The 25689-nt window shown below is 36.8% G+C and carries 32 protein-coding genes and 2 tRNA genes; 5 read left to right on the top strand and 29 right to left on the bottom strand.

What is annotated here, in order from left to right:
* Window positions 1-101: 101 nt before the first annotated feature.
* From BUC06_RS16785 to BUC06_RS16745, 10 genes are all read right to left on the bottom strand, one after another.
* Window positions 102-533 (bottom strand): GNAT family N-acetyltransferase, encoded by a 432-nt coding sequence (locus BUC06_RS16785; protein WP_073335173.1) that lies wholly within the window; start codon window positions 531-533, stop codon window positions 102-104.
* Window positions 534-583: 50 nt separating this feature from the next.
* The gene (locus tag BUC06_RS16780; protein WP_073335172.1) at window positions 584-1348 is read right to left on the bottom strand and encodes a hypothetical protein; all 765 of its coding nucleotides are present in this window, start codon (window positions 1346-1348) and stop codon (window positions 584-586) included.
* Between the two features lie 16 nt (window positions 1349-1364).
* On the bottom strand, window positions 1365-1886 hold the full coding sequence (locus BUC06_RS16775; RefSeq protein ID WP_073335171.1) for a 3'-5' exonuclease: 522 nt from the start codon (window positions 1884-1886) through the stop codon (window positions 1365-1367).
* A gap of 3 nt (window positions 1887-1889) precedes the next feature.
* A complete protein-coding gene (locus tag BUC06_RS16770; RefSeq protein ID WP_073335170.1) occupies window positions 1890-2432 on the bottom strand; it encodes a hypothetical protein in 543 nt (180 codons plus the stop codon).
* A gap of 41 nt (window positions 2433-2473) precedes the next feature.
* Entirely contained in the window at window positions 2474-3673 is a 1200-nt protein-coding gene (tyrS, locus tag BUC06_RS16765) for a tyrosine--tRNA ligase (protein WP_073335169.1), read from the bottom strand.
* Between the two features lie 340 nt (window positions 3674-4013).
* Window positions 4014-4151 carry a hypothetical protein gene (locus BUC06_RS23880; protein ID WP_167367432.1) on the bottom strand — a complete coding sequence of 46 codons (138 nt, stop codon included), beginning with the start codon at window positions 4149-4151 and terminating at the stop codon, window positions 4014-4016.
* Between the two features lie 11 nt (window positions 4152-4162).
* Window positions 4163-4753 carry an NAD(P)H-dependent oxidoreductase gene (locus tag BUC06_RS16760; RefSeq protein ID WP_073335168.1) on the bottom strand — a complete coding sequence of 197 codons (591 nt, stop codon included), beginning with the start codon at window positions 4751-4753 and terminating at the stop codon, window positions 4163-4165.
* Between the two features lie 75 nt (window positions 4754-4828).
* The gene (locus tag BUC06_RS16755; RefSeq protein ID WP_073335167.1) at window positions 4829-5650 is read right to left on the bottom strand and encodes a helix-turn-helix domain-containing protein; all 822 of its coding nucleotides are present in this window, start codon (window positions 5648-5650) and stop codon (window positions 4829-4831) included.
* A gap of 120 nt (window positions 5651-5770) precedes the next feature.
* Window positions 5771-6235 (bottom strand): GNAT family N-acetyltransferase, encoded by a 465-nt coding sequence (locus BUC06_RS16750; protein WP_073335166.1) that lies wholly within the window; start codon window positions 6233-6235, stop codon window positions 5771-5773.
* Window positions 6232-6858, bottom strand: a complete 627-nt coding sequence (locus tag BUC06_RS16745; protein WP_073335165.1) for a TetR/AcrR family transcriptional regulator — start codon at window positions 6856-6858, stop codon at window positions 6232-6234. The genes BUC06_RS16750 and BUC06_RS16745 overlap by 4 nt, the downstream gene beginning before the upstream one ends.
* A gap of 89 nt (window positions 6859-6947) precedes the next feature.
* Here BUC06_RS16745 and BUC06_RS24320 point away from each other — a divergent pair, with 89 nt between their 5' ends.
* Both BUC06_RS24320 and BUC06_RS16740 read left to right on the top strand, forming a co-directional pair.
* Window positions 6948-7082: a hypothetical protein gene (locus BUC06_RS24320; RefSeq protein WP_262487927.1), complete on the top strand. Its 135-nt coding sequence runs from the start codon at window positions 6948-6950 to the stop codon at window positions 7080-7082.
* A complete protein-coding gene (locus BUC06_RS16740) occupies window positions 7082-7453 on the top strand; it encodes a hypothetical protein (protein WP_073335164.1) in 372 nt (123 codons plus the stop codon). The genes BUC06_RS24320 and BUC06_RS16740 overlap by 1 nt, the downstream gene beginning before the upstream one ends.
* Here BUC06_RS16740 and BUC06_RS16735 read toward each other — a convergent pair.
* Both BUC06_RS16735 and BUC06_RS16730 read right to left on the bottom strand, forming a co-directional pair.
* Window positions 7421-8173, bottom strand: coding sequence for a hypothetical protein (locus BUC06_RS16735; protein WP_073335163.1), 753 nt, complete (start codon window positions 8171-8173; stop codon window positions 7421-7423). The genes BUC06_RS16740 and BUC06_RS16735 overlap by 33 nt on opposite strands.
* Before the next feature lie 37 nt (window positions 8174-8210).
* Window positions 8211-10580, bottom strand: a complete 2370-nt coding sequence (locus BUC06_RS16730) for an outer membrane beta-barrel family protein (RefSeq protein WP_073335234.1) — start codon at window positions 10578-10580, stop codon at window positions 8211-8213.
* A 138-nt stretch (window positions 10581-10718) separates the two neighbouring features.
* Between BUC06_RS16730 and BUC06_RS16725 the strand changes: the two genes are divergently transcribed.
* The gene (locus tag BUC06_RS16725) at window positions 10719-11024 is read left to right on the top strand and encodes a Rossmann-fold NAD(P)-binding domain-containing protein (protein ID WP_228423794.1); all 306 of its coding nucleotides are present in this window, start codon (window positions 10719-10721) and stop codon (window positions 11022-11024) included.
* Window positions 11025-11035: 11 nt separating this feature from the next.
* Here BUC06_RS16725 and BUC06_RS16720 read toward each other — a convergent pair whose 3' ends face one another.
* Both BUC06_RS16720 and BUC06_RS16715 read right to left on the bottom strand, forming a co-directional pair.
* Window positions 11036-11671: a hypothetical protein gene (locus BUC06_RS16720; protein ID WP_228423792.1), complete on the bottom strand. Its 636-nt coding sequence runs from the start codon at window positions 11669-11671 to the stop codon at window positions 11036-11038.
* 80 nt (window positions 11672-11751) lie between these two features.
* On the bottom strand, window positions 11752-12138 hold the full coding sequence (locus BUC06_RS16715; protein ID WP_228423790.1) for a VOC family protein: 387 nt from the start codon (window positions 12136-12138) through the stop codon (window positions 11752-11754).
* Between the two features lie 176 nt (window positions 12139-12314).
* On the opposite strand from BUC06_RS16715, the gene BUC06_RS16710 reads away from it, so the two are divergent.
* Together BUC06_RS16710 and BUC06_RS16705 are read left to right on the top strand one after the other, a co-directional pair.
* Window positions 12315-12878, top strand: coding sequence for a TetR/AcrR family transcriptional regulator (locus BUC06_RS16710; RefSeq protein WP_073335161.1), 564 nt, complete (start codon window positions 12315-12317; stop codon window positions 12876-12878).
* Between the two features lie 39 nt (window positions 12879-12917).
* Window positions 12918-14336 (top strand): MFS transporter, encoded by a 1419-nt coding sequence (locus BUC06_RS16705; RefSeq protein WP_073335160.1) that lies wholly within the window; start codon window positions 12918-12920, stop codon window positions 14334-14336.
* Here the strand turns inward: BUC06_RS16705 and BUC06_RS16700 are convergent, their stop codons facing one another.
* The 15 genes from BUC06_RS16700 to BUC06_RS16630 form a co-directional block, all read right to left on the bottom strand.
* Window positions 14337-15443 (bottom strand): TlpA family protein disulfide reductase, encoded by a 1107-nt coding sequence (locus BUC06_RS16700; protein ID WP_073335159.1) that lies wholly within the window; start codon window positions 15441-15443, stop codon window positions 14337-14339. It lies immediately after the preceding gene.
* A gap of 130 nt (window positions 15444-15573) precedes the next feature.
* Window positions 15574-16023, bottom strand: coding sequence for a hypothetical protein (locus BUC06_RS16695; RefSeq protein WP_073335158.1), 450 nt, complete (start codon window positions 16021-16023; stop codon window positions 15574-15576).
* An 8-nt stretch (window positions 16024-16031) separates the two neighbouring features.
* A complete protein-coding gene (locus BUC06_RS16690) occupies window positions 16032-17108 on the bottom strand; it encodes a serine hydrolase domain-containing protein (RefSeq protein ID WP_073335157.1) in 1077 nt (358 codons plus the stop codon).
* A gap of 126 nt (window positions 17109-17234) precedes the next feature.
* Window positions 17235-17435, bottom strand: a complete 201-nt coding sequence (locus tag BUC06_RS16685) for a YqaE/Pmp3 family membrane protein (RefSeq protein ID WP_228423788.1) — start codon at window positions 17433-17435, stop codon at window positions 17235-17237.
* Between the two features lie 30 nt (window positions 17436-17465).
* A complete protein-coding gene (locus BUC06_RS16680) occupies window positions 17466-17918 on the bottom strand; it encodes a hypothetical protein (RefSeq protein WP_073335155.1) in 453 nt (150 codons plus the stop codon).
* A 58-nt stretch (window positions 17919-17976) separates the two neighbouring features.
* Window positions 17977-18708: a class I SAM-dependent methyltransferase gene (locus tag BUC06_RS16675; RefSeq protein ID WP_073335154.1), complete on the bottom strand. Its 732-nt coding sequence runs from the start codon at window positions 18706-18708 to the stop codon at window positions 17977-17979.
* Window positions 18709-18745: 37 nt separating this feature from the next.
* Window positions 18746-18818: transfer RNA gene (locus BUC06_RS16670), tRNA-Lys, on the bottom strand.
* Window positions 18819-18821: 3 nt separating this feature from the next.
* Window positions 18822-18896: transfer RNA gene (locus tag BUC06_RS16665), tRNA-Lys, on the bottom strand.
* A 15-nt stretch (window positions 18897-18911) separates the two neighbouring features.
* Entirely contained in the window at window positions 18912-20222 is a 1311-nt protein-coding gene (locus tag BUC06_RS16660) for a hypothetical protein (RefSeq protein WP_073335153.1), read from the bottom strand.
* Window positions 20223-20301: 79 nt separating this feature from the next.
* On the bottom strand, window positions 20302-21018 hold the full coding sequence (locus BUC06_RS16655) for a hypothetical protein (RefSeq protein WP_073335152.1): 717 nt from the start codon (window positions 21016-21018) through the stop codon (window positions 20302-20304).
* 133 nt (window positions 21019-21151) lie between these two features.
* Window positions 21152-22282: a lactonase family protein gene (locus BUC06_RS16650; RefSeq protein ID WP_228423786.1), complete on the bottom strand. Its 1131-nt coding sequence runs from the start codon at window positions 22280-22282 to the stop codon at window positions 21152-21154.
* Between the two features lie 69 nt (window positions 22283-22351).
* Window positions 22352-23140, bottom strand: a complete 789-nt coding sequence (locus tag BUC06_RS16645) for a DUF4919 domain-containing protein (protein WP_073335150.1) — start codon at window positions 23138-23140, stop codon at window positions 22352-22354.
* Between the two features lie 54 nt (window positions 23141-23194).
* Entirely contained in the window at window positions 23195-24187 is a 993-nt protein-coding gene (locus BUC06_RS16640; RefSeq protein WP_073335149.1) for a phosphotransferase, read from the bottom strand.
* 229 nt (window positions 24188-24416) lie between these two features.
* Complete coding sequence (locus BUC06_RS16635) at window positions 24417-25157, bottom strand: CPBP family glutamic-type intramembrane protease (protein WP_073335148.1); 741 nt, start codon at window positions 25155-25157, stop codon at window positions 24417-24419.
* Between the two features lie 89 nt (window positions 25158-25246).
* A complete protein-coding gene (locus BUC06_RS16630) occupies window positions 25247-25675 on the bottom strand; it encodes a hypothetical protein (protein WP_073335147.1) in 429 nt (142 codons plus the stop codon).
* Window positions 25676-25689: the final 14 nt, after the last annotated feature.

Here is a 25689-nt window from a genome sequence, read left to right as displayed (position 1 = left end):
GAAAACTTAAGTGAACTTCTTTTGCGCAAAGTTTTAAACTTAAAATTAACTTAAGTGTAAAAACTTTTGTGGCTTTTGTGGTTGAAAATTTTATAACTTTCTTATTGAAATTCCATAAAATAAGAATGTTCATCTTCACCCACCGTTTTGAATCCTAAGCTGGTGTACAGATATTGAGCTTTATTGGTTTTTAAGACACTTAATTCTACTGTTTTACCTTCTTTAGACGCTTCTTCAAGAATGTCTTTTAAAATTTTTTTTCCGAGCCCTTTTCCCTGTTGGGTGGGATCGATCTGAAGTTGAAGAACTTCTGTTTTATCACCTCTGTTGATCTTCAATAATCCGACAGGTTCATCGTTTAAAAGGATGATATGGGCTTTATCAAATTGATAAAGAATTCGCTGAAGCGTTGTTTCTCTGTCTGTTGGAAGATGGGAATTGGCGTAATGCGGATTCATGGTTTTCGTTCTCAGATCAAGAAGATAATCAATGTCGTTTTCTGAAGCTTTTCTATAGGTAATAATCGTGTTCATAAGGTGGGTTGAGGTCCGATTTTTTAAGCAAGGTTTTCTGATGATGATGATCAGGAATCTAAGATAACGATTCTCGGATTTTTATCTGCATTAATTCTCAGTTTCATTTCGATGAACTGTTTAAAAAATGCATAAGCATAGTAGATGGTCTGTGCATAAGGCCCTTTTTCATCAGCTGAACAGTCTTTGATAAAATCACATTCATGTTCAATTTCTTTAAGCAATATAAGGTTATTTTGTTGGTCTGCCGTTATACGCTGGATGATGTCTTCCTCACTTTTGGTAAACTCATATTCATATCCGTCCATTTTTTTATCCAGGATCATTTTCATCAAAAGGATTGTATAATCATTAAATTTTAAAAAGTCTGTTGAATCCATATTGATACCGCCATCACTATTTTCTGATTCAGAAATGGGGAAATAATGGGTATAGTTTCCAAATTGAAACATATAGCTGGTACAAACCGTTGAGGTAGGAATTTCATACAGCAGAATAATTCCATAATGGTCATACAATTCCTCAAAATATTTTTCCTTTATGGTATCATCTCTCCCAGTATATTCTGAATAAACTTCTTCGATGAGGAAAAGATTGATTTCAAACAATTCATCGGGTGTGATGGTATTCATGTCATTTTTCACCTTCTCTAATATATTTTCAAGGGTAATGTCATACTTGCCTGTTTCTTTTTTCCTGTCTTCCAGAAATGTTTTAAACGTTCTTGTATGGAATTTTTTGTGCTTCAGATCATCATAAAGATAGACAGACGCCTTTTCCTTATCGAACATATAGATTTCGGTATTTCTTCCCACTTAATTGTAGTATAAACTATTTCAAACTTATTTTCAGTCCCATTTCTTTTTTCATATGCAGCAGCACTTCAGCATTTCCTTTGGCATCATCTACAGGATTATGCGTATGTTCTGTTTTGCGGAGGTGCTTCCATTGGGCGAAAGTATTCTTTTCCAGTCCGCAATAGAGATCAGAAAGCCTTCTTGATGAATAACCGAAGGGATTTTTGCCGGTAAAATGATGAAAGTACCAGCAGATGAACATCCAATCGAAACCGTTGTTATCACTGATGAAAACAGGTCTTCCTTTTGAGTATTCTTTAATCCATTCTTCGAATTCCAGCATGACTTCTTTAGGATCATCAAAACACATGGTTTCTTCTCTGCTGAATCCGGACACTGCTAAAGCATCCGGATTGAATTTTTCCGAAATAGGCTTCAGTTTCCCGTAGAACGTAGTATCCAGTGCGTCATTCACAAGGACTGCTCCAAAGCAGACCATCGAAAAATCTCCGGGAATTGGGCCATCCGATTCAATATCGACCATAAAATAACTCATTATCTAATCAAATTTTATATTTCTGCTGTTCATATAGGCTTCATCAATCTCTTCTCTTTCCAGTCGGTCAGGATAAATAGAAACTTTTATGAATTCATTTTCGAACGAATCTTTGATAAACAGCTCATTACCATTTAATTTTACTTTTTTAGTGAATCCTTTCGTAATAATTTCTTCTGCTTTTAAAGTATTAATGTTGAAAACAAAAAGTCTTTGTCCGTGCTTATCAACATATTGGGTCACAAGAAAGTTTTCAAAAAACTGTAAATGTCCTCCCGATGATGGCTGACCCATTGTATTAATAGGGGGACGCCAATTGATGATGATATCTCTGTTTATTTTTATCCGTATCAGTTCGTGTCCCACTTCGTTACTCTGCCACCAGGCGAAAACTCCCTGGTTATTGATGGCTGTACTGTACTTATCGATTTCAATTTCTGTACCGAATGCATCTTTCCAGAAAATCCAGTCTTCTTCAATCTCAAAATCCCGAACAGTAAGATAGAGTTCTTCTTCTAGTATTTCGAAAATTTCTTTTGTGGTCATACCATTTATTAAGAAAACAAATATATTAAAAGAACCTCTGCTTATATCAGTTCAAAAAAATCTCTTTTTCCGATTTTGATCTTTGTCTGTAGGAGCAATTCAATTTCCTGATCAGGATCTGTTATCTTGATATGATTAATCTGAATACCTCCGCTTTGAATCATTCTTCGGATGGCCGATTTGCTGAGGTCACTTTTAAGCTGACTGCACAATTCTAATGCTCTCATTCTATTTTCCTGAGATTGAAAGGAGGTTAAAGAAATGGGTTCGTACACTTTCTCTTCAACGTTTTTATTTTGAAACTGATTGCTGAAAAATTCTTCTGCAAGGTCTGCCGCTGATTGATCATGGTATTGCGTAATGATATTTTTAGCGACTCTCTTTTTGATATCCATCGGATTTTCACCGTTTTCTAATTTTGATTTTAACTCTAACTTTTCTTCAGCAGTAAAATCAGAAGCGAGATCAATAAACTCATCGATAAGGCTGTCCGGAATGGACATCGTTTTTCCAAACATTTCATTCGGTTCATCCGTCAGACCGATCGTATTGTTCAAAGATTTACTCATTTTTTCCTTACCGTCAAGACCTTTCAGCAAAGGCATACACATCACCACCTGTGCGGGCATCTGATGAACTTCCTGAAGCTGTCTTCCCATCGTGCAGTTGAAAAGCTGATCCGTTCCGCCCATCTCAATATCACATTCAATCTGGACAGAATCGAAGCCCTGAAGAATAGGGTATATGAGTTCATGCATTGCAATCGGAGTATTTTCCGTAAATCTTTTATTGAAGTCATTCCGGTGCATCAGCTGGGCTACCGTTACTTTTGACATCAGCTGGATGACTTCTGAAAAGCTGAGTGCGTCCAGCCAGTCAGAATTAAAAACAATTTTCGTTTTTTCCACCTCAATGATCTTAGAAAGCTGATTGATGTAAGTTTGTGCATTGTGATGGACATCCTCAACACTCAAGGGCTTTCTGGCCTTGTTTTTTCCTGTGGGATCACCGATTCTGGCCGTAAAACTTCCAACGACAATCACAATCTGATGTCCCAGATCCTGAAACTGTTTCAGTTTTTTAAGCACGACGGCGTGTCCCAGATGCAGATCCGGAGCAGTAGGATCAAATCCCAGTTTGATTATTAATTTTCTGTTTTCCACTTCAGCCTGTTTAATTTTCTGTTCCAGACCTTTTTCCGGAAGAATGATCGCTGTGTTTTCTTGTAATGTACTGATCATAATGATTGGGTTTTAAAACAAAAAAAGCCCGGACAATGCTGTCCGGGCTCTCTATTGATATTAGATTATTCTTATACAGATATAGAAAGTCTTCCCGAACGTTGATCCGGGGAGTAATACTCACTGAAAAAAGGAAGACGCAATATGCTGTTTAAATGTTTCATTGATAATGCAAGTATAAAAGCTTTTTAATGTTGGTCCAATATTTAAACCATTAAGACCCGCTGTAAAGTTCCATATCAGTTAAGATTTATAAAAAACTTACTGTTCTTTAACAGTTTATGAATCCCAATGGTTTAAAATAGAGGTTTCAAAACAATTTTACTTATCGCTTTTGCAGCTAATTCCATGCCATAAATCCCTTACAGGCAAAATAAAGAATAGTTATAAATAAACCGTATTTGATGATTTTTTTGGTCAGCTTATAAGTTCTGAATAATAGAGGATCGACGGTCTGTTTTGCTGCTAATTTTTCCATTATTGATGAGTTTAAAGGTTAGAAACGGGTTGTGAATAGGTATTTCTGATCTGCTCTTTCCATATTTCCACTTCCTCAGGAGAAGCTTTATCAGCTTTATCAAAAAAGAAATGCTGAATGATTTCAAAACCGCTGTAGAGAAAAATTCCGTTGTCTGAAGTAAGGGTAAGTGCTTTATCCATTCCCATACGTTCATATTCCTCGTGAGATTTCCCGTGAGTATTGATAATGACTGCTTTTTTACCTTTCAAAAGCCCTTTTTGTACCCCGTGGTCATAGCGGTAGGCAAAACCATAGCTGAAAACGCGGTCGATGTACCCTTTCATAATCGCAGGCATTCCCGTCCACCAAATAGGATAAATAAAAGTAATTTGTTCTGCCCATAAAATATAATGCTGTTCTGTTTTTACATCTTCTGAAAGCCGTCCGGTCAATTGTCCCTGCATATCTTCAAGTGAAAAGACCGGATCAAAGCCAATTTTGTTCAGATCTCTTATTTCTGTTTCGTGATTGTCTTTTTCCAGACTTTCGATAACGGTTTGAAGCAGATGGTTATTCAGGCTGTTTTCATTAGGATGGGCGTAAATGATTAAATGTCTCATCGTTTTATTATTTAAATTAATAAGACAAATGTAGAGCAGCGGAAATGACAAAAATTGTAAGAAAACGAAGTGCAGTTAGTCTGATCCGGAACGGCAGATATCCTTCTGGAACTTGATGTACTGGGAAGGAGAAATACTGATGAAATGTTTGAAATCATGGATAAGCTGGCTCTGGTCATAATAGCCACATTCATCAATAACAGTAAACCATTCTACTTTTTTGCCTCTTTCAAGTTCTTTTTCAATAAGGGTAATAGCCTTTAGAAAACGACTGTAACGGGCAAGTTCTTTATATGAATACCCGAATTGTTCTTTCTGCTTGAGCTGAATATTTCTTTCACTCTGATGGGTTTGTTCTGCAATAGTTTTAACAGGATTCAGGCTGAGGTTTTCGAAATTACTCAGCAATCGGCTTGTTTCATCCTGTTCCTGAACGTAAGGACGGCAGAATTCAAGAATATGATTGGTTTTTTCCTGTGACGACGGGAATTTTGAGAGCTGATGCCAGAGTTCCGTGAAACAGTTCTCCTTTAAAAGTTCATCCGGGTGAGTTCCCTGGTGGGAAATCATAGCTTTTCCAAAGAAACGGTAAAATGCATCGTTTTTGAAATTGGCGACCAGAATGGAACTTCCTGCTGGCAAGGTATAGTCAAAAGCTTGCCGTACCGGGCCTAAAACGACACATTGTTCCACTTCAACACTGGTGTTTTCCTGAGTGGTCATACAGGCGTTGGTTCCGAAGCAAAAAAGCATAATCGTCTGGTAGGAAGGAAGCAGGGTTTTGGTTACTGCACAGGAAGATTTGTTTTCTGCGAAATAAAAATGCGTAAAGACGGTTTCAAATTCTTGGGGAACTGATATTTTAAGCTGGTGATATTCCGGTTGTGATTCCTGCATGACAAAGATTTTTTATAAGTCAATGGTGAATTTTGCTTCGCAAATTACTGGTGATTTAGTGGCGGATAATTAGATTCAAAATCCTCCAAAAACGCTTAATTTTCTTATCCCAAACTCAGGTTAATTTAACTCTTTCTCCATTTTATAGTTGGTAAGACCCATTCCTTTTACATCAACGGTTTGTTCCCTGATCATTTTAAAACCCATCTTTTCAAAGAAAGGTTTTGCTGTTTTGCTTACATCGGCAGTCAATATTTTTTGTTTCCGGAGTATCGCTTCCTGTTCAATAAAGGTATACATTTTCAGGGCAATTCCCTGATGCTGAAAATCTTTGTGAACGAAAAGCAGATCAATATAATTTCCCCGGTCAAGGGTACAGAATCCAGCCATCTGTCCGTTGACTTTGGCTACAATGACAAACTGTTTGTCTATCACCTGCATCCATCTTTCCTCATTTTCCGCACCGGATTTCCAGGCATCGATCTGATCTGTGTCATAATCTTTTGTACATACAGCGGTGATGGTCTCTGTAAAAAGGCTGCGCATTTCCGGCAAGTCACTGATATTTCCTTTTCTGATGATCATGATTCAAGAATGTATTTTTCTTCATACAGTTTCTGCTGCTCCACGGTAAGTAAGGGATAAAAAAGATTCATCTGTATCAAAGCATAGTGTTTTACTGCCTCATCTTTGTTCATCTTAAAAGCAAGACTGTTGTGAATGATCCAGTTGTCTGCAATGATGAATATCTGTGTAGTAAGGCTTTTCAGAATAAAATCGGGAACATCATCTCTGAAAATATTGTTTTTCTGAAAACCTTTGAAAATAATCTGAAATTCATCCTTTCTGGTGATATTGATGGATTCATACTGTGATTCTATGACCGGGATATTTTTTAGGATATCAAAAAAGTTCATGAAAATAAAACGGAAAGAATAAAAAACATCATAGGTTGAAAAGGTAAAATGATACAGATCTTCCAGCGTTTTGTTTTCTATTTTCTGGAGATTATTTAGTAAAATGTCCATTTTTAGGATCAGTTCAGAAAAAAGGATCTTAATAATATCTTCTGAATATTTAAAATGATAATGAAGATTTCCCGCACTGATATTCAGATCCGCTGCAATATGTCTTGTTGTGATCGTATTGTAGCCTTTTTCATTAAATAACTCCAATGCTTTTGATAATATTTTATCCTTGGTTTTCATGCATCAAATATAAGAGACTTTAAATCATATTTCAAAATTAGAACAAATGTTCTAATTTTTAATATATTTGCATCAGAAAATCAATCAGGATGGAAGGAAAAAAAATGTTCAATTACGAAACTGCTGAAAACAGAGATTCCATAAAAGAAGAAAGGGTACATGAAACCTTGGTGAAAATACTGCAGATCATTATCGGATTTATTATGGCAATCCTTCATATGTGATGAAAAATAAAATTTCATATTGGTTTTTGCTGGGACTGGCGGTCTGGGCTCTGATCATTTTTCTTAGAAAAAGTGGGATTTTTATTCCTGTGATGAGTAATTATTTTACAGATCTCATCACTGTTCCGATGTACACTTATCTGATAGAACATCTGATGAATGAGGTCTTGGGATATCATTGGAAGCCTGATTTTAAATTTATTTTGAACTCTGTACTCTATTTGTCTATGCTTTTTGAAGTGGTCTGTCCTATGCTTTCGGAAAGATTTACAGGTGATATTTTAGATATGGTGGCTTATCTGGTAGGAGGTGTGGTCTATTATTTTCTTAGAATCAAATTAGTGAACTTTTTCAAATGTGAGGATATGTAGAAAGCCCAATGTTTTTGAATAATTAATAATGAGCTGATCCTTTTGAAAATAATATTTAAATGAATAAAAAGCATCTCCTGAATCGAATTTTATTTCATCCGGTTCTGCACTATACTCAAAGGTTGAAATTTTTGCTGCAGTGTGAATTGAAAATGTAGTATAATTAAAATTTAGTGAACTGATCTTCTTTAAAGGAATATCAATGATTTCTTCATCCTGTAGATACCCGGCCATTATTTTATTTTCCAGGGAATTTGATAAGGGAATTGTTTTAAAACTGATCATATTCCAGTCTCCAAGTAATCTTTTCCTTTGCTTTTCAGTTTCTTCTGCCTGGAATATTGCTTTTTTTATATCACCAATTTGAAAATTATCCCGGAAAAAACTTCCGTAATACCCTTTTCCTTCCACTACGATTCTATTAGAATCGATCACCTTAATATGGAATAATGCCTTGCCACGATCATATAATTTTAAATCCCTTACTCTGAGATTTTTATTAAGTAAATATTGTTTACCCCAAAAGGTAGTACGTGCTGCATACCCATTCTGAAAATATAAAAATTCCCGCCAATGGTCATTTTCTTTAGTAACTAATGAATCTGAAAGCCATTCCCCGTTGAAAAAATTGGGCTTATATTCTTTTTCTTTAAAGCAAGAGACCAGCAGAAATCCTGTACATATCAGGAAACTGCCGGTCAGTATTTTTTGTAGCAGCATGGTCAAACTTATCTGCTTCTAAATTATAAAATAAAGTTTAATTTCCTCCGCCTGCTCTGCTGGATTCCTCGAACTTAACTTCCTTCGTAGCTCCCTTCACATTATTGTTTCCGAATTTATACGTTACAGAAAGATAAATATTTCGCGTGATCCCTTTGTTGAAATATTCTACATCATAATTCGGGTAATATTCTATCCCTTTGTTACGATTGGTATTCAGAAGATCATTGACATAAAGATTGATCAGAAGCTTCTTCTCCATCAGGTTCAGTTTCATTCCTGTATACACCGAAGCATTGGCATAATAATACGTATTTCCGTCCCTGTTCGGAAGATTGCTCCAAAGCCCAAGCATTAAAGTAAGCGTTTTGCTTTTATTCAGGAAGAAATTATTGTCAACATTAAAGTTGGCACTGTATCCTGCAGCAGCGGCTACTGCAGTAGGATCATAAGATTTTGTCTTGGCGTAGTATCCATTCACAAAAATATTGGATTCCATCCACTTCAGCTTGTTGTAATTATAACTGATATTGATTCCGGCCTGATCCTGATTGTAGAAGTTTTTAACGATGCTGTATTTTGATTTGCCTTCCACGACCTGAATTCTGTCCCAGTTGTCTTTATTGTAGTTATAATACAGAGTGACATTGAAATTATTATTCAAAACGTAGCCGAACTCAAAATTATCAGAGAACGAAGGCAGTAGATACGGATTCCCTGTACTGTATTCAAATTCCGAAACATAGAACTTAAACGGATTCAGGTTTCCAAAATAGGGACGTGAAATTCTTCTTGAATAGTTCAGTGAGAACGCATTATTTTCGTTGGGCTTATAGCTTATGTAGGCGGTCGGGAATAGTTTTCCATATTTAATTTTAGCCGAAGAATCATCGTTCATGGAAATTCCCTCCAGGGTAGTATATTCATAGCGAATTCCTGCTTTTGCGTCCAGTTTATCATTGATCTTAAAGCTGGCTGAGGCGTAGGCCGCATAATTCTGCTCGTTGTAGAAGAAAGTATTGGTTCTTTTCATATTAAGAATATACTGATCATCTTCTATATTGAAAAAATTAAACTCTGAGTCGTTTTTGATCTTTGTATACTTCAAGCCGGCCTCTGTTTTAACCTTTCCAAAAGTTTTCTCCAGATCTGCCTGACCGGAATAGATCCTGTATTTACTGATTGGATTCGCAAAAGTAGAAACCTCATCAGAAGTAATGGTATTATAGAAATTTCTCGCATTGGAGTTGTTGAGCATCACATTCGCCGTCAGGCTCAGCTTACTTCCCGAAGAATCCAGTTTGACATCATAAAATGCCGATGCATTGTGAACATTTCTGCGGTTTCTGTTGCTGTAATCCGAGAAAACATCCAGATAACCATCCTTATCAAAGATATTGGCCTTGCTTTCGCCCTGTTCCAATGGATTACTGAATGAATAATTGTAATTGATTCCTACCAGATTTTTGTCATTGATTTTATATTCTCCCTTTAGCCCACCGCCTTTATAACGGTAATTGTTGCTGCTGATACTGTTGGTTTTCCAGTAATTGTTGTCTGTAGTTCCGGTAAGATAATTATAAGAACGGTTTTCCCAGTAATTGTCCCCTATAGAAAGGTTTCCGGTAACGGACAGTTCATCGCCCTGATAGTTAAAAGTAGTACCGCTTCGTGTAGAGGTTGCTGGTCTTCCGCCATAATAACTTCCTGAAGTCTGTAGGGAACCATTCCAGCCCAGATTTGTATTTTTCTTCAGGATAATATTAATCAGGCCGCTTTTTCCTTCTGCTTCGTATTTTGCAGGGGGTGTTGTAATCACTTCTATTTTAAGAATATCATCAGAACGGATCGTTTTCAGATAGTTGATAAGCTCCTGTCCGTTCAGGTTCAGCAGTCTGTCGTTGATCATCACAGCGACATTACTTTTTCCGGCAATACTGATGGCATCATCTGTAGCGCGTACCATGGGAGTCTTGGCAAGAGCTTCCACAGCATCAATTCCCTGAGAAGCTACAGAATTTTCTACATTGAAAACCAACCGGTCTACTTTTCTTTCAAACAGTTTTTTCCTTGCGGTTAGTGTTACCCCTTCTATTTTTTTCTCTACAGGGACTTCTTTGAGCTTAATATTTTTTTTTGAATTTCCTTTTACCGTTATATTTTCGCTATTGGTTTTTACACCGTCTCTGATAATTTCAAGAATATAGTTTCCGTCTTCTTTTAATGGAATTTTAAACATTCCGTTCTCATCTGTGATTGCAGAAAATTTTGTGTCTGCTTTGATGATCAGTACCTCGGTTTCAGGTGAGGGTTTGTTTTGCAGGTCGGTGACAGTTCCTTCAATGCTTTGTGCAAAAAAATAAGAGGATGAGACAAGGCTTAAAAGAAGTATAATCTTTCGGTTCATGATTCGCTTTTTATACATAACACCTCATCATGCGGTGACATTACATAAACAGGTAAAAAAATATTTAAACAGGTTGTCATCACATCAGTTTCTCTTTTGTTTAATTTTGTAAGATATCCGAAAAATATTCTATCATGCATGACGATCACAGATACCACCGCTTTAGCCGCTAAACTTTATCCCGAACTGAATTTGAAAGTGCCTAATTCTGTTCCTAAAGTAGTGTTATACGCCATTGCAGGGATGATGGAACTGACAGCTAAACTCAATGGAAAACCTCCTTTGCTGACCAGAAAAGATATTGCGATGTTTTCCGGACTGCAGCAGAATTTTGACATTTCCAAAGCCCGGAACGAATTGGGATTCAATCCTAAAGCTCGTGAGCTGGCGGTAAAGGAAGCATTGGATTATCTGATGAAGAATAAAAGTATTCCAGGGGCTTGAAAAAGCCTTTTTTATGAAATATGAAGCTTGATGACAGATCCTTTATAGTATTTCGTAAGATCGTAAAGTTCCCCGAAATAATGCTGCAGATCAAGATTATTATATTCAGAACCTTTTGTACGGAATTGATCTTCTGCAAGAGCATACAAAGCGGGATAATCCTTTTTTAAATAATGGGAAAGGACAGTACAGCTTCCTTTTTTTTCCAGCGCGATGTCCGTAAAAAACAGACCATACACCAGAAACTGGTTGAAGTGCCGAGCATCCACCATAAAATCCAGATTCTGTTTAGAATAATTTTCATAATCCGAAAGAAGATCCTGAAACGATTGTACATTTTCTTTTTTCGGAATTTCATAGAAAACATCAATTCCATGAATGAAAAGCTGGGTTCTGGCTTCTTCACTGTCCTTGGGATAGGCATTGGTAAACCAGGTAAAAAGACTTGTAAGTTCTTCTTTGGAAAGCTGGTCTATGGAATCTTTGATTTTATTTTTAATGATTTCAAGACTTACCTTAGCATCATCATGAAGAAATCTGATGATTTCTTCCTCTTCACGGCATAGCTTATTGTACAAATTGATTTTAGCAATATTCGGATTGGTTTTGATGAAATACAGTTCTTCTGCCATTGCTTTGTACCACATGATTTTTTTTGTAATGTGGTAACTAAAGATACGAAATATGTAGGCATTATAACTGAAAATGTTATGCAGCCAATGATTAATTATTTCTTAAGGGTTTCATGAAGAGCCATTCTGTTCCCTTCGGAGTCTTCAAATTCAGCGACCGCAAATCCGTACTGTTCATTGGTCTTTTTTGGATAAAGGATCTTCCCGCCGTTCTTCAGCACTCTGGTCAGGGATTCTTCGATACTTTCTGTTTTAAAATAAATAATAACACCATCCCTTGTCGGTTGGTATACATCACCTTTGGCCAGAGCTCCCGTAATTCCACTCTTTTTTTCTTCAAATGGAAATAGCGACATTTCATAGCCATCAACATTCTCCTGTTCAAAACGGAAATTAAAAACAGAAGTATAAAACTGCTCGGCACGTTTCATATCAGTGACTGGAATTTCAAAGTAGACGACCGGATTGGATTGTTGCATCATTTCTTTTTTTGACTGACTGCAAGGTACTAATATGAGGAGTAAAAATAAATAGGGAAGCAATATTTTGATAGGGTTCTTACTTGTTTTTTTAAGCGACTAAACTAAACGATTCTTCATTTAATTAAAAAATAGATAGACTTATCTATTTTTAACGTAGATTTGTAAAAATTTTCGTGATGAAAAAAGAAAAAGTAAAGGAAAGAATTATCAGGGTAGCTTCAGATTTGTTTTACAGACAGGGTTTCAATTCCACCGGAATTAATCAGATTATTGCTGAAGCGGATATTGCCATAGGATCGCTGTACAATCATTTCACTTCGAAAAATGATCTTCTTCAGGCATACCTCATCAAGGAAGAGTTGGAATGGTTCAAGGGTTTTGAAGACCATACCGCACAAATTTCTGAACCCAAAAAGAAAATCCTCTCTTTGATAGATTACCGTAAAAAATTACAGAAATCCTCAAAGTTTGCAGGCTGTCATTTCATTAAGATTATTGCTGAATTGGGAGACAGCAGTCCGGTTGTTTCTGATTTTGCAAAAAAGCATAAGGGTAAGCAGAAAGAAATGATCAGAACACTGGTGGGCGGATATGCAGAGAATAAAAAAGACCTGAATGCTGATTTAATCACAGAAAGTATCTTCCTGCTGATAGAGGGAGCGGTAGTGACTTCCACAATTGATAAAAATACCGATTCTTTTAACGCTATTCAACAAATAATTGAGGCCCAGTTGCCTTAAATTTTTTTCTTAATTATAAATAGATATATCTATATAAAAATGAATTCTAAAAATCTGAAATTGATGGTGATATTGTCCGGTCAGCTCCTGACGATTATGGATATTTTCATCATCAATGTATCCATTCCATCTATTCAGCGTGATCTTCATGCTTCCCATGGAGAAATGCAACTGATGATTGCATCTTACCTGATTGGTTTTGCTTCATTTCTTATTACAGGCGGAAGGTTAGGGGATATGTACGGACGAAAAAAGATCTTTATGATCGGGCTGGTATTTTTTATGTTGAGTTCGGTAGCTTGCGGAGTTTCATCCGGTGCAGCTCTGCTTGTCATCTCTCGGTTTATTCAGGGGATCAGTGCGGCGCTTATGTCTCCGCAGGTCCTTTCGATGATACAGATTTTATTTGCAGGTCATGAAGAAAGAACGAAAGCTATGGGTTGGTACGGAATAACAATTGGTCTGGGCACTATTTTGGGACAGTTTCTTGGCGGTTACTTTTCCTCAATGACACTGATGGAAGAATCCTGGAGACTGATTTTTCTGATCAATATTCCGGTCTGTCTGCTGGCTTTATGGTTTAGCAATGCCATCTTGACTGAATCTAAAACTAATGCTGAGAAAAGTACCTTTGATTTCTTTGGCGTCATTATTTTAGCTTCGGGACTTTTCTGTTTTACTTATGCGCTTACCCTGTCTGAACATCAGGGAATTCAGATCGGGAGTATAGTATTGCTTATATTTTCGATTGTTATTTTACTCTTTTTTGTCGCCATTCAAAAGATGAGGTTAAAACGGGGGAAATCTTATCTGATTGATTTCACCTTATTCAGCTACAAAAATTTTAATCTGGGAATTCTGGCAGTTTCCTTTTTCTTCATCATGCTGGATTCTTACTTCTATATCCTGTCATTATTTTTCCAGGACGGGCTGCAGATAGGTTCGCTGAATGCAGGAGAAATTATTGTTTTTCAGGGAGTCGGTTTTATCCTGGCTTCTTTATTTTCGGCGAAATTTATTTTAAGATATGGGAAAAAGTTTTTAGTGACCGGACTGGTCCTGATCATGACTGTTCTTATTTTGCAGATTCTTTTATTTGACAGGGAAACTCCTTTTTTCATTCTTTGTCTGCTCCTGTTTTTTCATGGATTGGGGGTCGGTTCTATTATTCCGTCACTGGCTACCATTGCGCTGTCTGGACTTCCACAAAAACTTGCAGGAAATGCTTCCGGAGTGTATAATACTTTTCAGCAGGTGGCTGCGATCTTAGGAATTATTGTGGTAGGCAGTGTTTTCTATTATTTCCTTGGATTAAAACCTTCGCTGCAGGACTATCATGCGGCTTTCTCAGCAGCTTTGGTCATCAATATGGTTTGTCTGTTTATGGTTTTATTTTCGATTCTAAAAGTTTCTGAAAGTATACTTCCTTCGGGAAAACGAAAAACCTTTCAGCTTTAATTATTTTAAATACTGCTTTATTATGGTTTCTAAATTTTCCTGTCCGCCCAGTTCTCTTGAAATAATCTTTCCGTTGCGGTCCACAAGTATAAAGAGTGGATAACCCGCGGCGTTGAGTTTTCTGGGAAATTCTTTATTGATGTCGAAATAATTTTTCCAGAGAACTTTATTTTCTTTGAATATTTTATGCCCCAGATCGATTCTCTGCTGGGTTCTGTCGTCAGCAATGCTGATGAAATTCATGCCTTTATCTTTGTATTTCTCGTACATTTTAACAAGTTCAGGGAGTTCCTGAATACACGGTTTGCATGCAGTAGACCAATAGTCGACGAGCGTGATTTTATAATCTGCGAATCCTGCTTTTGTGATTTTACCTTCAGAACCAAAATTTATCTCCGGGAAACTTCCTCCTACGTCAGTTGAATTTTCCAGCGAAAGAATCTTTTCGAAGTTTTTAAAACAGGATGAAGTTTTTACCTTGTTTGAAAATAACGGAAGATTATTGAGATAAATTTTATAAAAACCGTATTTTGAAAGATCATTGACGATTTCCCAAAAAGCAGGGTATGATCCGGGATGTTTTTTGATATAGGCCTGAAGGAGTTTCCCTTTGCTTTCTATATCTGCAGGATCATTTTTTTCGAATGGTTTCAGTTTTCCGTCTGCCTCCAATAAATATTCTTTCAACGTATTATAGTCATTATTGACTGACGCATCTCCCGACAAAACCAATGATAAGTCCTGATCATTAATCTTGATTTTTAAAAGACCTTCTTCAATAAAAAACAGTTTTGACTGACTGAAACTTTTGCCGTCTTCCTTTGGTGCCATGAACATCATAGGCAAAGGACAGGGAATTGTCCCACTGATTGTATTTTGAGGTTGAATTCTTATGAGGGCTCCTTTGGCGTTTGCGATTGAGGATACACTTTTATCAGGTTGAACGTTCAGGTTGTAAAGCGACAGGATATTTCTGGAGCTGGAAGGAGGAACTAAAAGCAGAGAATCTTTTTCAAATGCGGGAGCTGTCAATTCAATCGTAAACTGTTTCTGTGGAAATACAAAACTGCTGATCAGCAATAATAAGATTTGGGAAGTCTTTTTCATATTAATTTTGGACAGTAAATATACTAATTCATCATTCTGAGGACAAATTTATATTGTTTTTCTGATCAGTACACTGGCGTAAAACTTATGGATAAGATCGTATTGATTCTCTTATTTGTTTTAAAAATATCTAATAATTGTAGCTACGCTCTATTTTGGTGATGATAAAATCCTCAGGTGACAGAAACAAGTAAGAGATATTGTAGTAAACATAGCCGTACAGGAATACAAAATCAATTTTAAATTCATATCGGCTAAGACCCGTAATTTCAATATGATTGATGATATAATTCACTTCATCTTTGCCCATGTCATGATTATGAACAATCATAGGATCAACCGCCATTCTTGTCTGAGAAAGGATCTTCTCCTGATGGTCCAGATAAAAATCAATCAACTGCCGGAGATCGTTTTCAAAGTCCATGGTTTCAGAATATTCCCGGTAAAAAAGGTCTTCAAATATGAAAACGGGAATTTTACTTTGTACTCCGTGATGATCCGTGATATACTCATGGCTTTGCCAGTTTTCTGTACTTTGTTGAAATTCAATAATCCTTCCTTTGGGTGTTGTAATCTTCATTTATTTGATTATTTTTTTACCGACTGCAACGTAATTTTTGCGATGTTTCTTGTGATCTCCGTCGGTGAATGACAATCACAGTTACTGAATCCTATAACGTAAATATCTTCAGAAGGAATATACACCCCCATACTTTTAAACCCGAAAATACTTCCGCCATGTTCCCTGTCCGGAGTTCCGTTGATATCTTTAAGGTGCCATCCGTAACCATAGGTAAATTCTTCGCCACTGTTCAGCTTATATTTCTGAAAAGCTTTTTTTGTTTCAGCTGTATTGAGGAGGATATTCCGGTTTAAAGCCTGCTGCCATTTCAGCATATCGTCTACTGTAGACATCAGGGAACCGGAGGAGAAAGGAACACTGAAACTGATTACGGTTTTATTGACAAATCCATGGTCTTTCTGATGATAGCCGTAAGCTCTTTTAGGAATAAGCTGTCGGTCGGTAGCATAGTAAGAATGACTCATACCTGCTTTTTCGAAAATATTCTTTTTAATAAAATCTTCGTAGTTCTGCCCTGAAACCAGTTCAATAATATAGCCTAATACGACATATCCCGAGTTATTATAGTCAAATTTTTCTCCGGGAGCAAAATCTACAGGTTCGTTTTTAAAGAAATCAACCATCATTTCGGGCTTCATTTCTTTCTGTGCAATCGTGGATAAAGATTTCATTTTTGTAAAATCTTTAATTCCGGAAGTGTGGGTCAACAGATGATGGATGGTGATTTTGTCACCGGAAGGGTAGTCTTTGATATACTTTGAAATGGCATCACCGACATTTAATTTCCCCTGCTGTTCAAGCATCAAAATCGCTACAGCAGTAAATTGCTTGGTCATGGATCCGATCTGGAAAACATGGTCTGGGGTCATGTTGGCATCCAGCTCCAGATTGGCTTTTCCAAAAGCTTTGCGATAAATGGTCTTTCCGTTTTTTGATACCAGAAATGCGCCACCGGGTTCATTTTGATTGCCAAATCCGGTTAGTATAAGACTGTCTATTTTCTTTTCATAGGTCTGAGCCTTAGTGTTTTGATAATAAAATAGCAAAAATAGAAAGGCTGTTAAAAGTTTTTTAGTTATCATTATTATTAATTTGTAATACAAAGATATAATTAATTACTATTACTATGTTATACTTTATAGTGATTGATAAAAAAAATGACCGATTTGATCATTTTATTATTTTTGGTAGAGCATAACAGCCCCATTTTATCTTTGATTTTCTTTCATAGCTCTGATCAGTTTATCATTGCGACGGTCCGCTCTTGCGTTGTTTAAAGATAAAACAGCCCAGATAGCAGCAGGAAGCCAGCCGATGACTGTAATTTGTAAAATTAAACAGATGATTCCGGTTAAAATTTTCCCTCTGAACATGAAAGACAGGAAGGGAAGCAGGATGGCTAGTAACATGATTATATTTTGATTTTTATAGTTTTAACATCATTTAGAGTCTGTTTTTTCCTGAGCGACGACGTCTTCGTAATTTTCAGGTTCATTTTCTAACGGAACAGGATGGAAATTATTTCCTTTTTTTGTGTAGACTTTTGCCCGGTAAGGGTATTTTTCAATGCTGTTGGTGATGGACTGAAATAAATCTGCTTTGGAGAACCATACTGTTCCGCATTCACCACATCCCCAGAAGGGTTTTGAATCATCGACATAAGAAAGCAGCCCGTAACAGCTATTGCATGGACATCTCAGCCCGTCTTCATCTGCTGTTTTTTTTGGAATGGGTTGCTCCATCGTCATCGGATTCAATGAAAAACTGCTGCAACAGGAAAGGCATTCCAGCATGATAAAGCGCATCCCTTTTTTCTGTGAATAAGAGATGAACGCCATTTGATCCGGGGATGCTGTAAATGTTTCTTTACATAGATCACACGTAATATTCATGATGAGATTTTTTGGCTTATTTTATTCCAAATGATATCGGTTTCTAAATTACGCTCTGTTATTTTTCTGCTGAGATTAACAGCATCATGGGACGGCGTAACTCATCTTTCATTTCATCAAATTGTTTCAACAGGTCTTCGCTGGGTTCCGGCTCTATTATTTCATTGATTTTAAATCCCAGTTTTAACAAAGTGTTCAGGTAAGTTGTCAATGTTCGATGGTATTTTATGACATTTTCTCCTAAAAATGTAGTGTCCCTTTTTCCTTGTGTGAAATAAAGATCAACCGGCCAATGTAGTTTTTGTTTATTTTCATCATACACCCAGTCCTGCGTTCCTTGTGCCGTAAAAACAGGATGTTCAACAGAAAATATGAAATGTCCTTGAGGTTGAAGCCAATTGTAAATGTTTTGAGCCATGGCATCAAATGATTCTATATAATGAAAAGTCAGAGAGCTCAGGATCATATCAAATTTTCCCGAAGGATAATGGAGGTGTTCAAGCGCTTCCTGTACATATTCAATACCCTCAAGTTGGTTGATCTCTTTGGCTTTTTCAAGCATCTTTGCTGAAAGATCTGCTCCGATAACAGATTTTGCTCCGTGTTCTATAGCATAACGGCAATGCCAGCCGAAACCGCATCCCAGATCAAGAACATTTTTTCCTTTAAAATCCGGCAGCATTTTTTTCAGCGCAGGCCATTCCCCTGCTCCTTCCAATCCTTTTTGGGAGCGAAGCATTTTTTCATACTGTTCGAAAAAGGATAAATTGTCGTATTTATTTTCTTTCATAGGATCATGAGTAATTTATGCTAAACATTTATTGATGTTCTGATAACAGGGCTCGAACCTGTGTCCTCCCGGTCCAAGAGCCGGGTGCTCTGCCACTGAGCTATATCAGAAGTTGGATAGGTGCAGGGCTCGAACCTGCGTCAACCCGGGTGAAGAGCCGGGAATTCTACCACTGAACTAACCTATCCTTACGGTATTATTTTTCAGATCTTGCCTGAGAAATATTTATTTTTTCTTAAAACCGAAGCCAGGAACGGATTGGAAACGGTAACTCCGTGTACGAGCTCTGGGGTAGGTTTAAATGGGCTTACCTGATGAGTCCGCGGGGCAATCCAGCCTGATTTTTCAGGATCAATATCTGCTTTTCTGCAAGCCTCAACAATCATTTTTTTATTGCAGAATTCTTTTTCCTGAAAGACTTCCCAGGGCAAAGGTAATCTATTCCAGACTTCTGTATTGGGATCCAGTTTTCCGCCGCCTGACAGATGCCATGCGATGACATCTGCTGCCATCAGTCGCATGACTTTTCCAAAACTGATATCTTCAAGAATATATTCCATTCCCAAAGCATAGATCAGGTTCATCCAGCTATCTCTTGCTTTATTCCAGGCTCCTGCAGTATTATTCCATGTTGTAGAGTCGTTGCCCGCTTTTACAGCCATTGTTTTCCTGTTGATGTCGTTTTGATCCCAGAGTTCTCCAAGAAACGCTGCAATCTCCTGAAGGATATCGGTCCATCTGCCCAGCAGAGCTCCTTTCTGTTCATCGGTCAGATGTTGCAAAACTTCCTCGCTGGTGTAGATATAGGAGACCGCAAGCCAATTGGTTTTTTCCGGAGTTTCTTTGCATCGGTTGAACAGGACCTCACATATTTCATCAAACGGTCTTTCCTGACTTTGATTGGTAAAGGTACTTCTAAGGCCGCTTCTCGCATTGAAATAGGCAATGAAACATGCTGTATTGAGATCTTCAGTGAAATCTTCCGGATGAATCGTGTGTGAAAGTCCGTGTTTTGCAATTTTCTGAAATTCAATCTTTTGAGATTCATGAATAAATTGGGACAGTCTTTTTTCAATTCGTTTTAAAAGACGCCATTTTTTGTTGTAATTTCTTTTGGAAAGATCCAGTCCGGCTTCTTTTCTTTGAATTTTATTAAGTCTGTCCGATCTGAAATCATTCTGTCCTACAGATTTTTGAATCAGAGGTGATATTTGATTTAAAAAGGCTTCAATATTTTCAGCATTGTTATAATCTGTTTTTTCTCCTTCACTGATTCTGAAAATTTCAATCGCTTTATGAATCTGTTTTTCTGCGCCGATGGCCTGGCCGAACGTTTCCAGCATTGAAGTGTACCCAAACACACTTCTTTTCAGAGAACCCTGAGCGGCTTTCTCCAAAATGGTGTGTTCATGTTTAGAAATCTTATCTTCTAATAACTCAATAATCATTTCCGCGACGTCTTCCGGACGTCTGCGTTGGTCTAATGTTTTATAAAGTTCTTCAACGGTTGTCATAATACGATCAAAATTATCAAAAAATAATGATTAGACTAGGTATGTGGTTGATTTTTTCAGCATTGATCAGGATCATTTTCTACTTGTGCTTCTTCTTCAATGACCACAGAAAAATAGCTCCGATAATTCCTAAAAAGATCAGAATAAATCCGACCAGACCCGTCACGGCATCATAAAATAATGACCCCTGAAAATAAAATAAATCTGCGGATAAAAACAGTTTACTTTTTTCAGGATGGTGAGGATGGGTGAGAATAAGATAATCCTTTTTCTGTATTTTCTCTGAAACTGATTTTGAAAATTCGTTGACCAGCTCCTGACTTTTTTTCCCGTTCCAAAAGGGATAATATCTGTACAAAGCTTCAGGCTCTGAATTTTTATACGTTGTTCCGTTAAACTGATATTGGTAATCAATTGTGACGTAGGAATTTCCTTTTCGTTTGTAACCGTTGTCCCAGGAAGTAAATGGTTGTATCATTAGGGCATTCGCCGGTTTCCAATCGGGATGAGACCATTTAAACTCCAGGATTTTCAGAAACGGAGAAAGAGATAATACAGTAATTAAAGCAAGATAAACCACCCCTGTTGCAATCAGGGAATTACTGACCACTTTTTTAAAATCATTTCTGAAATTCCGGAAGCTCTTAAAATTAGTGACAATTACGAGAAATAAAGCATAAAAAAAATACCTTACAGGGTTTTCTATAAAGACAACAAACAGTATTCCTCCTCCAGCTACGACTATTCCTAAAACCGTAAAAAAAGTGTCTGATATTTTTTTGAATTTTTCAGTCATAGGAATTGGTTTTTTATTTTAGTTTCGTCCTGCGGATCATATCAAAATTAAATAATCCATTGGATAATTCCAATTCCAGAAAGTCAGCTTTATCTATTCGGGTCATCTTCACTTATATCGATGGGATGAATATTTAAGTAGACGAGTACTTTCTGATCTTTACACAAGAAGCACTTTTAATTTTCACTTTTCTCCCGGTTTTTTTTAACAAACCGGTTTTTGCATCCCGTTTGAATACAACAATAGTTCCACTCCCGCCGTTGGCTATAATTAAAAACTTTCCGGACTCATCGATGTCAAATACTCTTGCGTGTTTCCCCAAAATCGACTGGTATCCGACATTTTTTAACGTTCCGTCTTCAAGAATGGAGAAAATGGCGATATTATTTTCAGCGCCCCGATTGGAGGCATATAAAAAGCGTCCGTCGGGCGAAATGTGAATATCCGAACTTTCAAAGTTGTCTTTGTTCTCGTCTGTATGTGTATTGATTCTTTGAATACTTTTCAAATTAGAGTTTTCATATTGGTAAGCATTGACCGTTCCGGATAATTCCTCGATACAATACGCAAATTTTCCATTGGGATGAAAGGTGAAATGCCTTGGTCCACCTCCTAAAGTGGTGGGAATATACGGGGGTTGAGCTGCCTGCATAGGTTCTGCTTTATCAGTGTCAAACGTATAAGATCTTATTTTATCTGCTCCGAGATCCGGTAAGAATAGATGAGTAAAGTCAGGTGAAAAAACTGCGGCATGAACATGCGATCTGTCCTGCCTGTCTTCATTGATACTTCCTTCCGAAAACTGAAAATTCTGTACCGCAGGATGTAGGGTTCCATCTTCAGAAAGAGGATATACGGAAGCACTTCCTTCTGTGTAATTGGCATTTACCACCCATTTGCCATTTTGATGAACCGTCACATACACAGGATTTTCGCCCCCACTTTTCTGACTGTTTATAAAAGTAAGCGTCTCATCTTTCGGGTTGAATTTAAAACTGCTCACACTTCCTGCATTAGGCGTTTTACTTTCTGTACAGGCCAATACATATTTTCCATTGGGCGATAAAGTAAGAAATGAGGGGTTTAAAATTCCTTTAACCGATGTTACCTTGGATAATTTACCTTTGACAGTATCCAGCTTATAAACGTAAATCCCTTCGGTGTTTTTATCCCGGTTGAATGATCCAAAAAAGACGTAGGTATTTTGTGAATATCCATTGATACAGATTAAAATCAGAGCGATAAGGCTTATTAGTTTCTTCAATTTAATTTAATTTAATTTAATTTTTAGAGTGTGGCAGATCGGGTGTTATTGGATAAGGGCATATTTGTTTTACTGTTCTGTTGTATAATCTTCTTCTTCCAATGAGGGCAGCCAGTGCGTCAAATCTGAAAAACGCATGATGTGGAAACAATCGTAGCCGCCTAAAAGTTTTTTTTCGGTAGTCAAAAGTAACGTTACCTTTTTGGGAAAGCATCCGAATTTTGCTTCATAGATTGAGAGCCCTTCAAAAAAATTATTGAGGATATACGGAGTCTGGCGGCTTCCATCTCCATATTTTAGAACCGAATTGATTATTTTCACCATCATTGAAAAATGGAGTTTAGATAGATCATTCTGATCAAGCCGCTTGTAGGCGTAGGCCATTTCTTTGTGGGCGGTGATGTTGTTGGGGCTTTGAATAAGTATTTTTTTTGCGGTTTCAATAGCCTCAGAATAGTTTTTTTTCTCGTTGAGCTGATAAGCCTTATTGGCTAAACTGTCCAGATCCTTTGGGTGTATTGCATTTGTATATATTTTGTATTGGGTAAGGCTGATGATTTGTTCCTCAGACAAAAGGGTATCCAGTTTTGCTATTTGAGTTTCAATATTTTTGAAATAATAAATGGAATTTTTATCGGTGGACTCCTTTACGGATATCCTGAATTTTGGAATGGTATTTTTGGGAGTTTCCGCTTTATTATTGCTTTTAGCTTTAACTTCTATTACTTTAACTGCAGAGTTTCCATTGGCTTTAAAATCTTTTACTTCCTGAGGAGTTGGTGGTAATGGGGGAGCCTGTCCATAGCTCAGGTTGAATAGAAATAGAATAAAAAAAGGGAGGAAGTAATTTTTTGTCATGTTTGCAGATTGTATTGTAGTCGCTGTACCTATGGTTGTTTCTCTGTTTTTATATTATTCAATTTCGATTTTATGGTACGCCATCCAGCGTTTCAGATTTCCTATCATTCTTTTTAAATGGTCTTCATTCAGGAAAATATTCGTCCAGTACTCAAATCTGTCACATTGAATACTGATGTAATAATTCATGATGGCTAAACAGGCGAAAGGTAAAAAATCTTTTTCTTCTTTGCTTATTTCACTGATTGTTTCGTACCCTTTTAAAAAGCTTTCTGCTTTGATCCGATAGTCGTTTTCATTGATGTTGGTGGAAAATAACTGATATAAAAAGTAGGAAATGTCAAGACATAAAAAGCCGTTTCCACAAAAATCGAAGTCAAAAAAAGTTACCTCTTTTTCATGATCAATATGCATATTGTCAAACCAAACGTCAAGATGTATGGCTCCGTATCTCATGGATTGCCGGTCTGCATTGTCAAATTTTTCAGTTAAGAAATCGGATAGCCTTTCTAAAAAAAGAAGGTCATCCGTCGTGCTTTTGAAAAACATTTTGGTTCTTAAAAGAGAATCTGAAAGTAAACTCTGGGTATTGTAGGTGATTCTGTGGAGTGCAAAATTCTCTGTCGACTGGTGAACTTTTGCTAATGCCTGACCTATGACAAAACTGGCCTGGCTTGAAAATTTTGCAGTCTTTGTTCCCTTTGCATACGAAAATAATACCCCGAATCTTTTTCCCTCGGGCGCGTTTATTTCCTGTATATATTGATTGGATTGGTCTGCAATGGGATAGGCTACGGATCCGCCATTTTCTTTTAAATGAGTTAAAAGTCTTAATTCTTCTTCTATTTCTGATGATGTTCTCCAGTCAAAAGTGTACACCCGGAACACATATTTTTCTTCTCCATCTGTAACGATATAAAGATGGTTCATGGCAGCCCGGAATAACTTACATTCGGTAAGGTTACTCAGATGATATTGTTGTTGAATAAGATTGTTGAGTTCTTTTGGTGAAAGGGTACTGTGGATTACCGGAAATTTCTCTGTCATTAGTGTTTTCTGTTGTTATAGTTTCGATAGTAAAAAAGCTGCTCAAAGCAGCTTTTTTACTGCTGTGAAATTACAAAAAACAAAATTAAATCAGTGAGTTTTCAATTCAGATTTTTGTTCCGTTTTTTGATGGGGTTTTCTTGTATTTGACAATTAATGTTTCTAAAGATTTGAATCGTTATGATTGATGAAATGTTTTCCCCTGTAAAAAATTCTTATTCCATTATTTTCAGACTCCGGTGATCAGAAATATGATATGAGTGACGATATGGGCAATCATGGCTGACTCAAGTCCTTTTTTCCAGTATAGCCATCCGAATATAATTCCACCCACTGAATTTCCTAAAATAATATAGAGGATGAGACTAAAAGAAGGATTTTCAACCAAACCATTCACGATCGGTAAATGCCCAAGCCCGAATAACAGGGATGAAAGTAAAATTCCAACCCAATAAATCATCGCATTTTTGGTCTTGAAAATCCAGTGAAATAGCCACACGAAAAGAGTCATTAATCCAAAACGTATGACGATTTCTTCAGTTATTCCTCCATAAAGAAATCTGTTTAATAGGTTAGGCGTAAAGTTTTTTAACGCTTGGGGAATGTCAGAATTAAAGATCCATGAAATAAAAGATAATAACGATCCACTTAGTATTCCTCCAAGAAGTCCAAATTTCAATATATTTTTATAATCAACAGAAACTTTACTCTTTCGGGTTAAATATTCAAAGACAGGCAGTTTAAATCCAACCTTATCATAAGCTAAAGTTCCAATGACTGTAAAAATAATCAATAAAATAGTAGGGTTAAGCAGGACCAGCAATTTGAACTGAAAGGGAGTGAAGACCTCTGCCATGTCAGTTTTTAGTTTCTCTATAATGGGAATCTCCATGGTTAAAAGAGATAAAATTCCTAGAAAACCTAGTGTGAAAAGTAAAAGTCCCAGTTTTATCTTGTAGGGTGGTTTCATAAATGTTTGTCTGTAATGGATGAGTGCTTGAATAGAGTAAATTCAATTGAAGAACCCCAGATTATTATGTATTGTATTTCAAAAAGAAGCTACCTTTCAGTAGCTCCTTTGATTAAGTCATTTAATGTTTGATCTGTTTCTATCAGCTTTCCTTGCGGAATCTGATGGTGGAGATAAGTAAAAAGTAAATGGGCTATCCAATTGTTTTCACCACCGTGAACATAACAGGAACAAATAAGATCAATATCATCAGAAATATAGGCAGATAAGTCAGATGACTTGGTAATTCCGAAGGTGAGCATAAACATTTCCTTTCGGATCTCATCAATGGTAGTCTTTATTTCAGGACCCATTATTTTCTGTTCGAAAGATTGATACGCCTGCGTCCATGCGTTTGAAAATTCCGCCTCATCCCGGTTATCTAAAATAAGATCAATATCTTCATGACCAATAGTACTAAGGGTTATTTCTAATGATTGTCTAAAAATAATTCCTAGCTGATTCAATTCCTGTATCATCGTCGTATCCCGCT

It is taken from the genome of Chryseobacterium carnipullorum, assembly GCF_900142785.1.
In the GTDB taxonomy this organism is placed as follows: Bacteria; Bacteroidota; Bacteroidia; order Flavobacteriales; family Weeksellaceae; genus Chryseobacterium; species Chryseobacterium carnipullorum.
The sequence above is the reverse complement of the archived record's forward strand: the minus strand, read 5'-3'. Positions and strand labels throughout refer to the sequence as shown.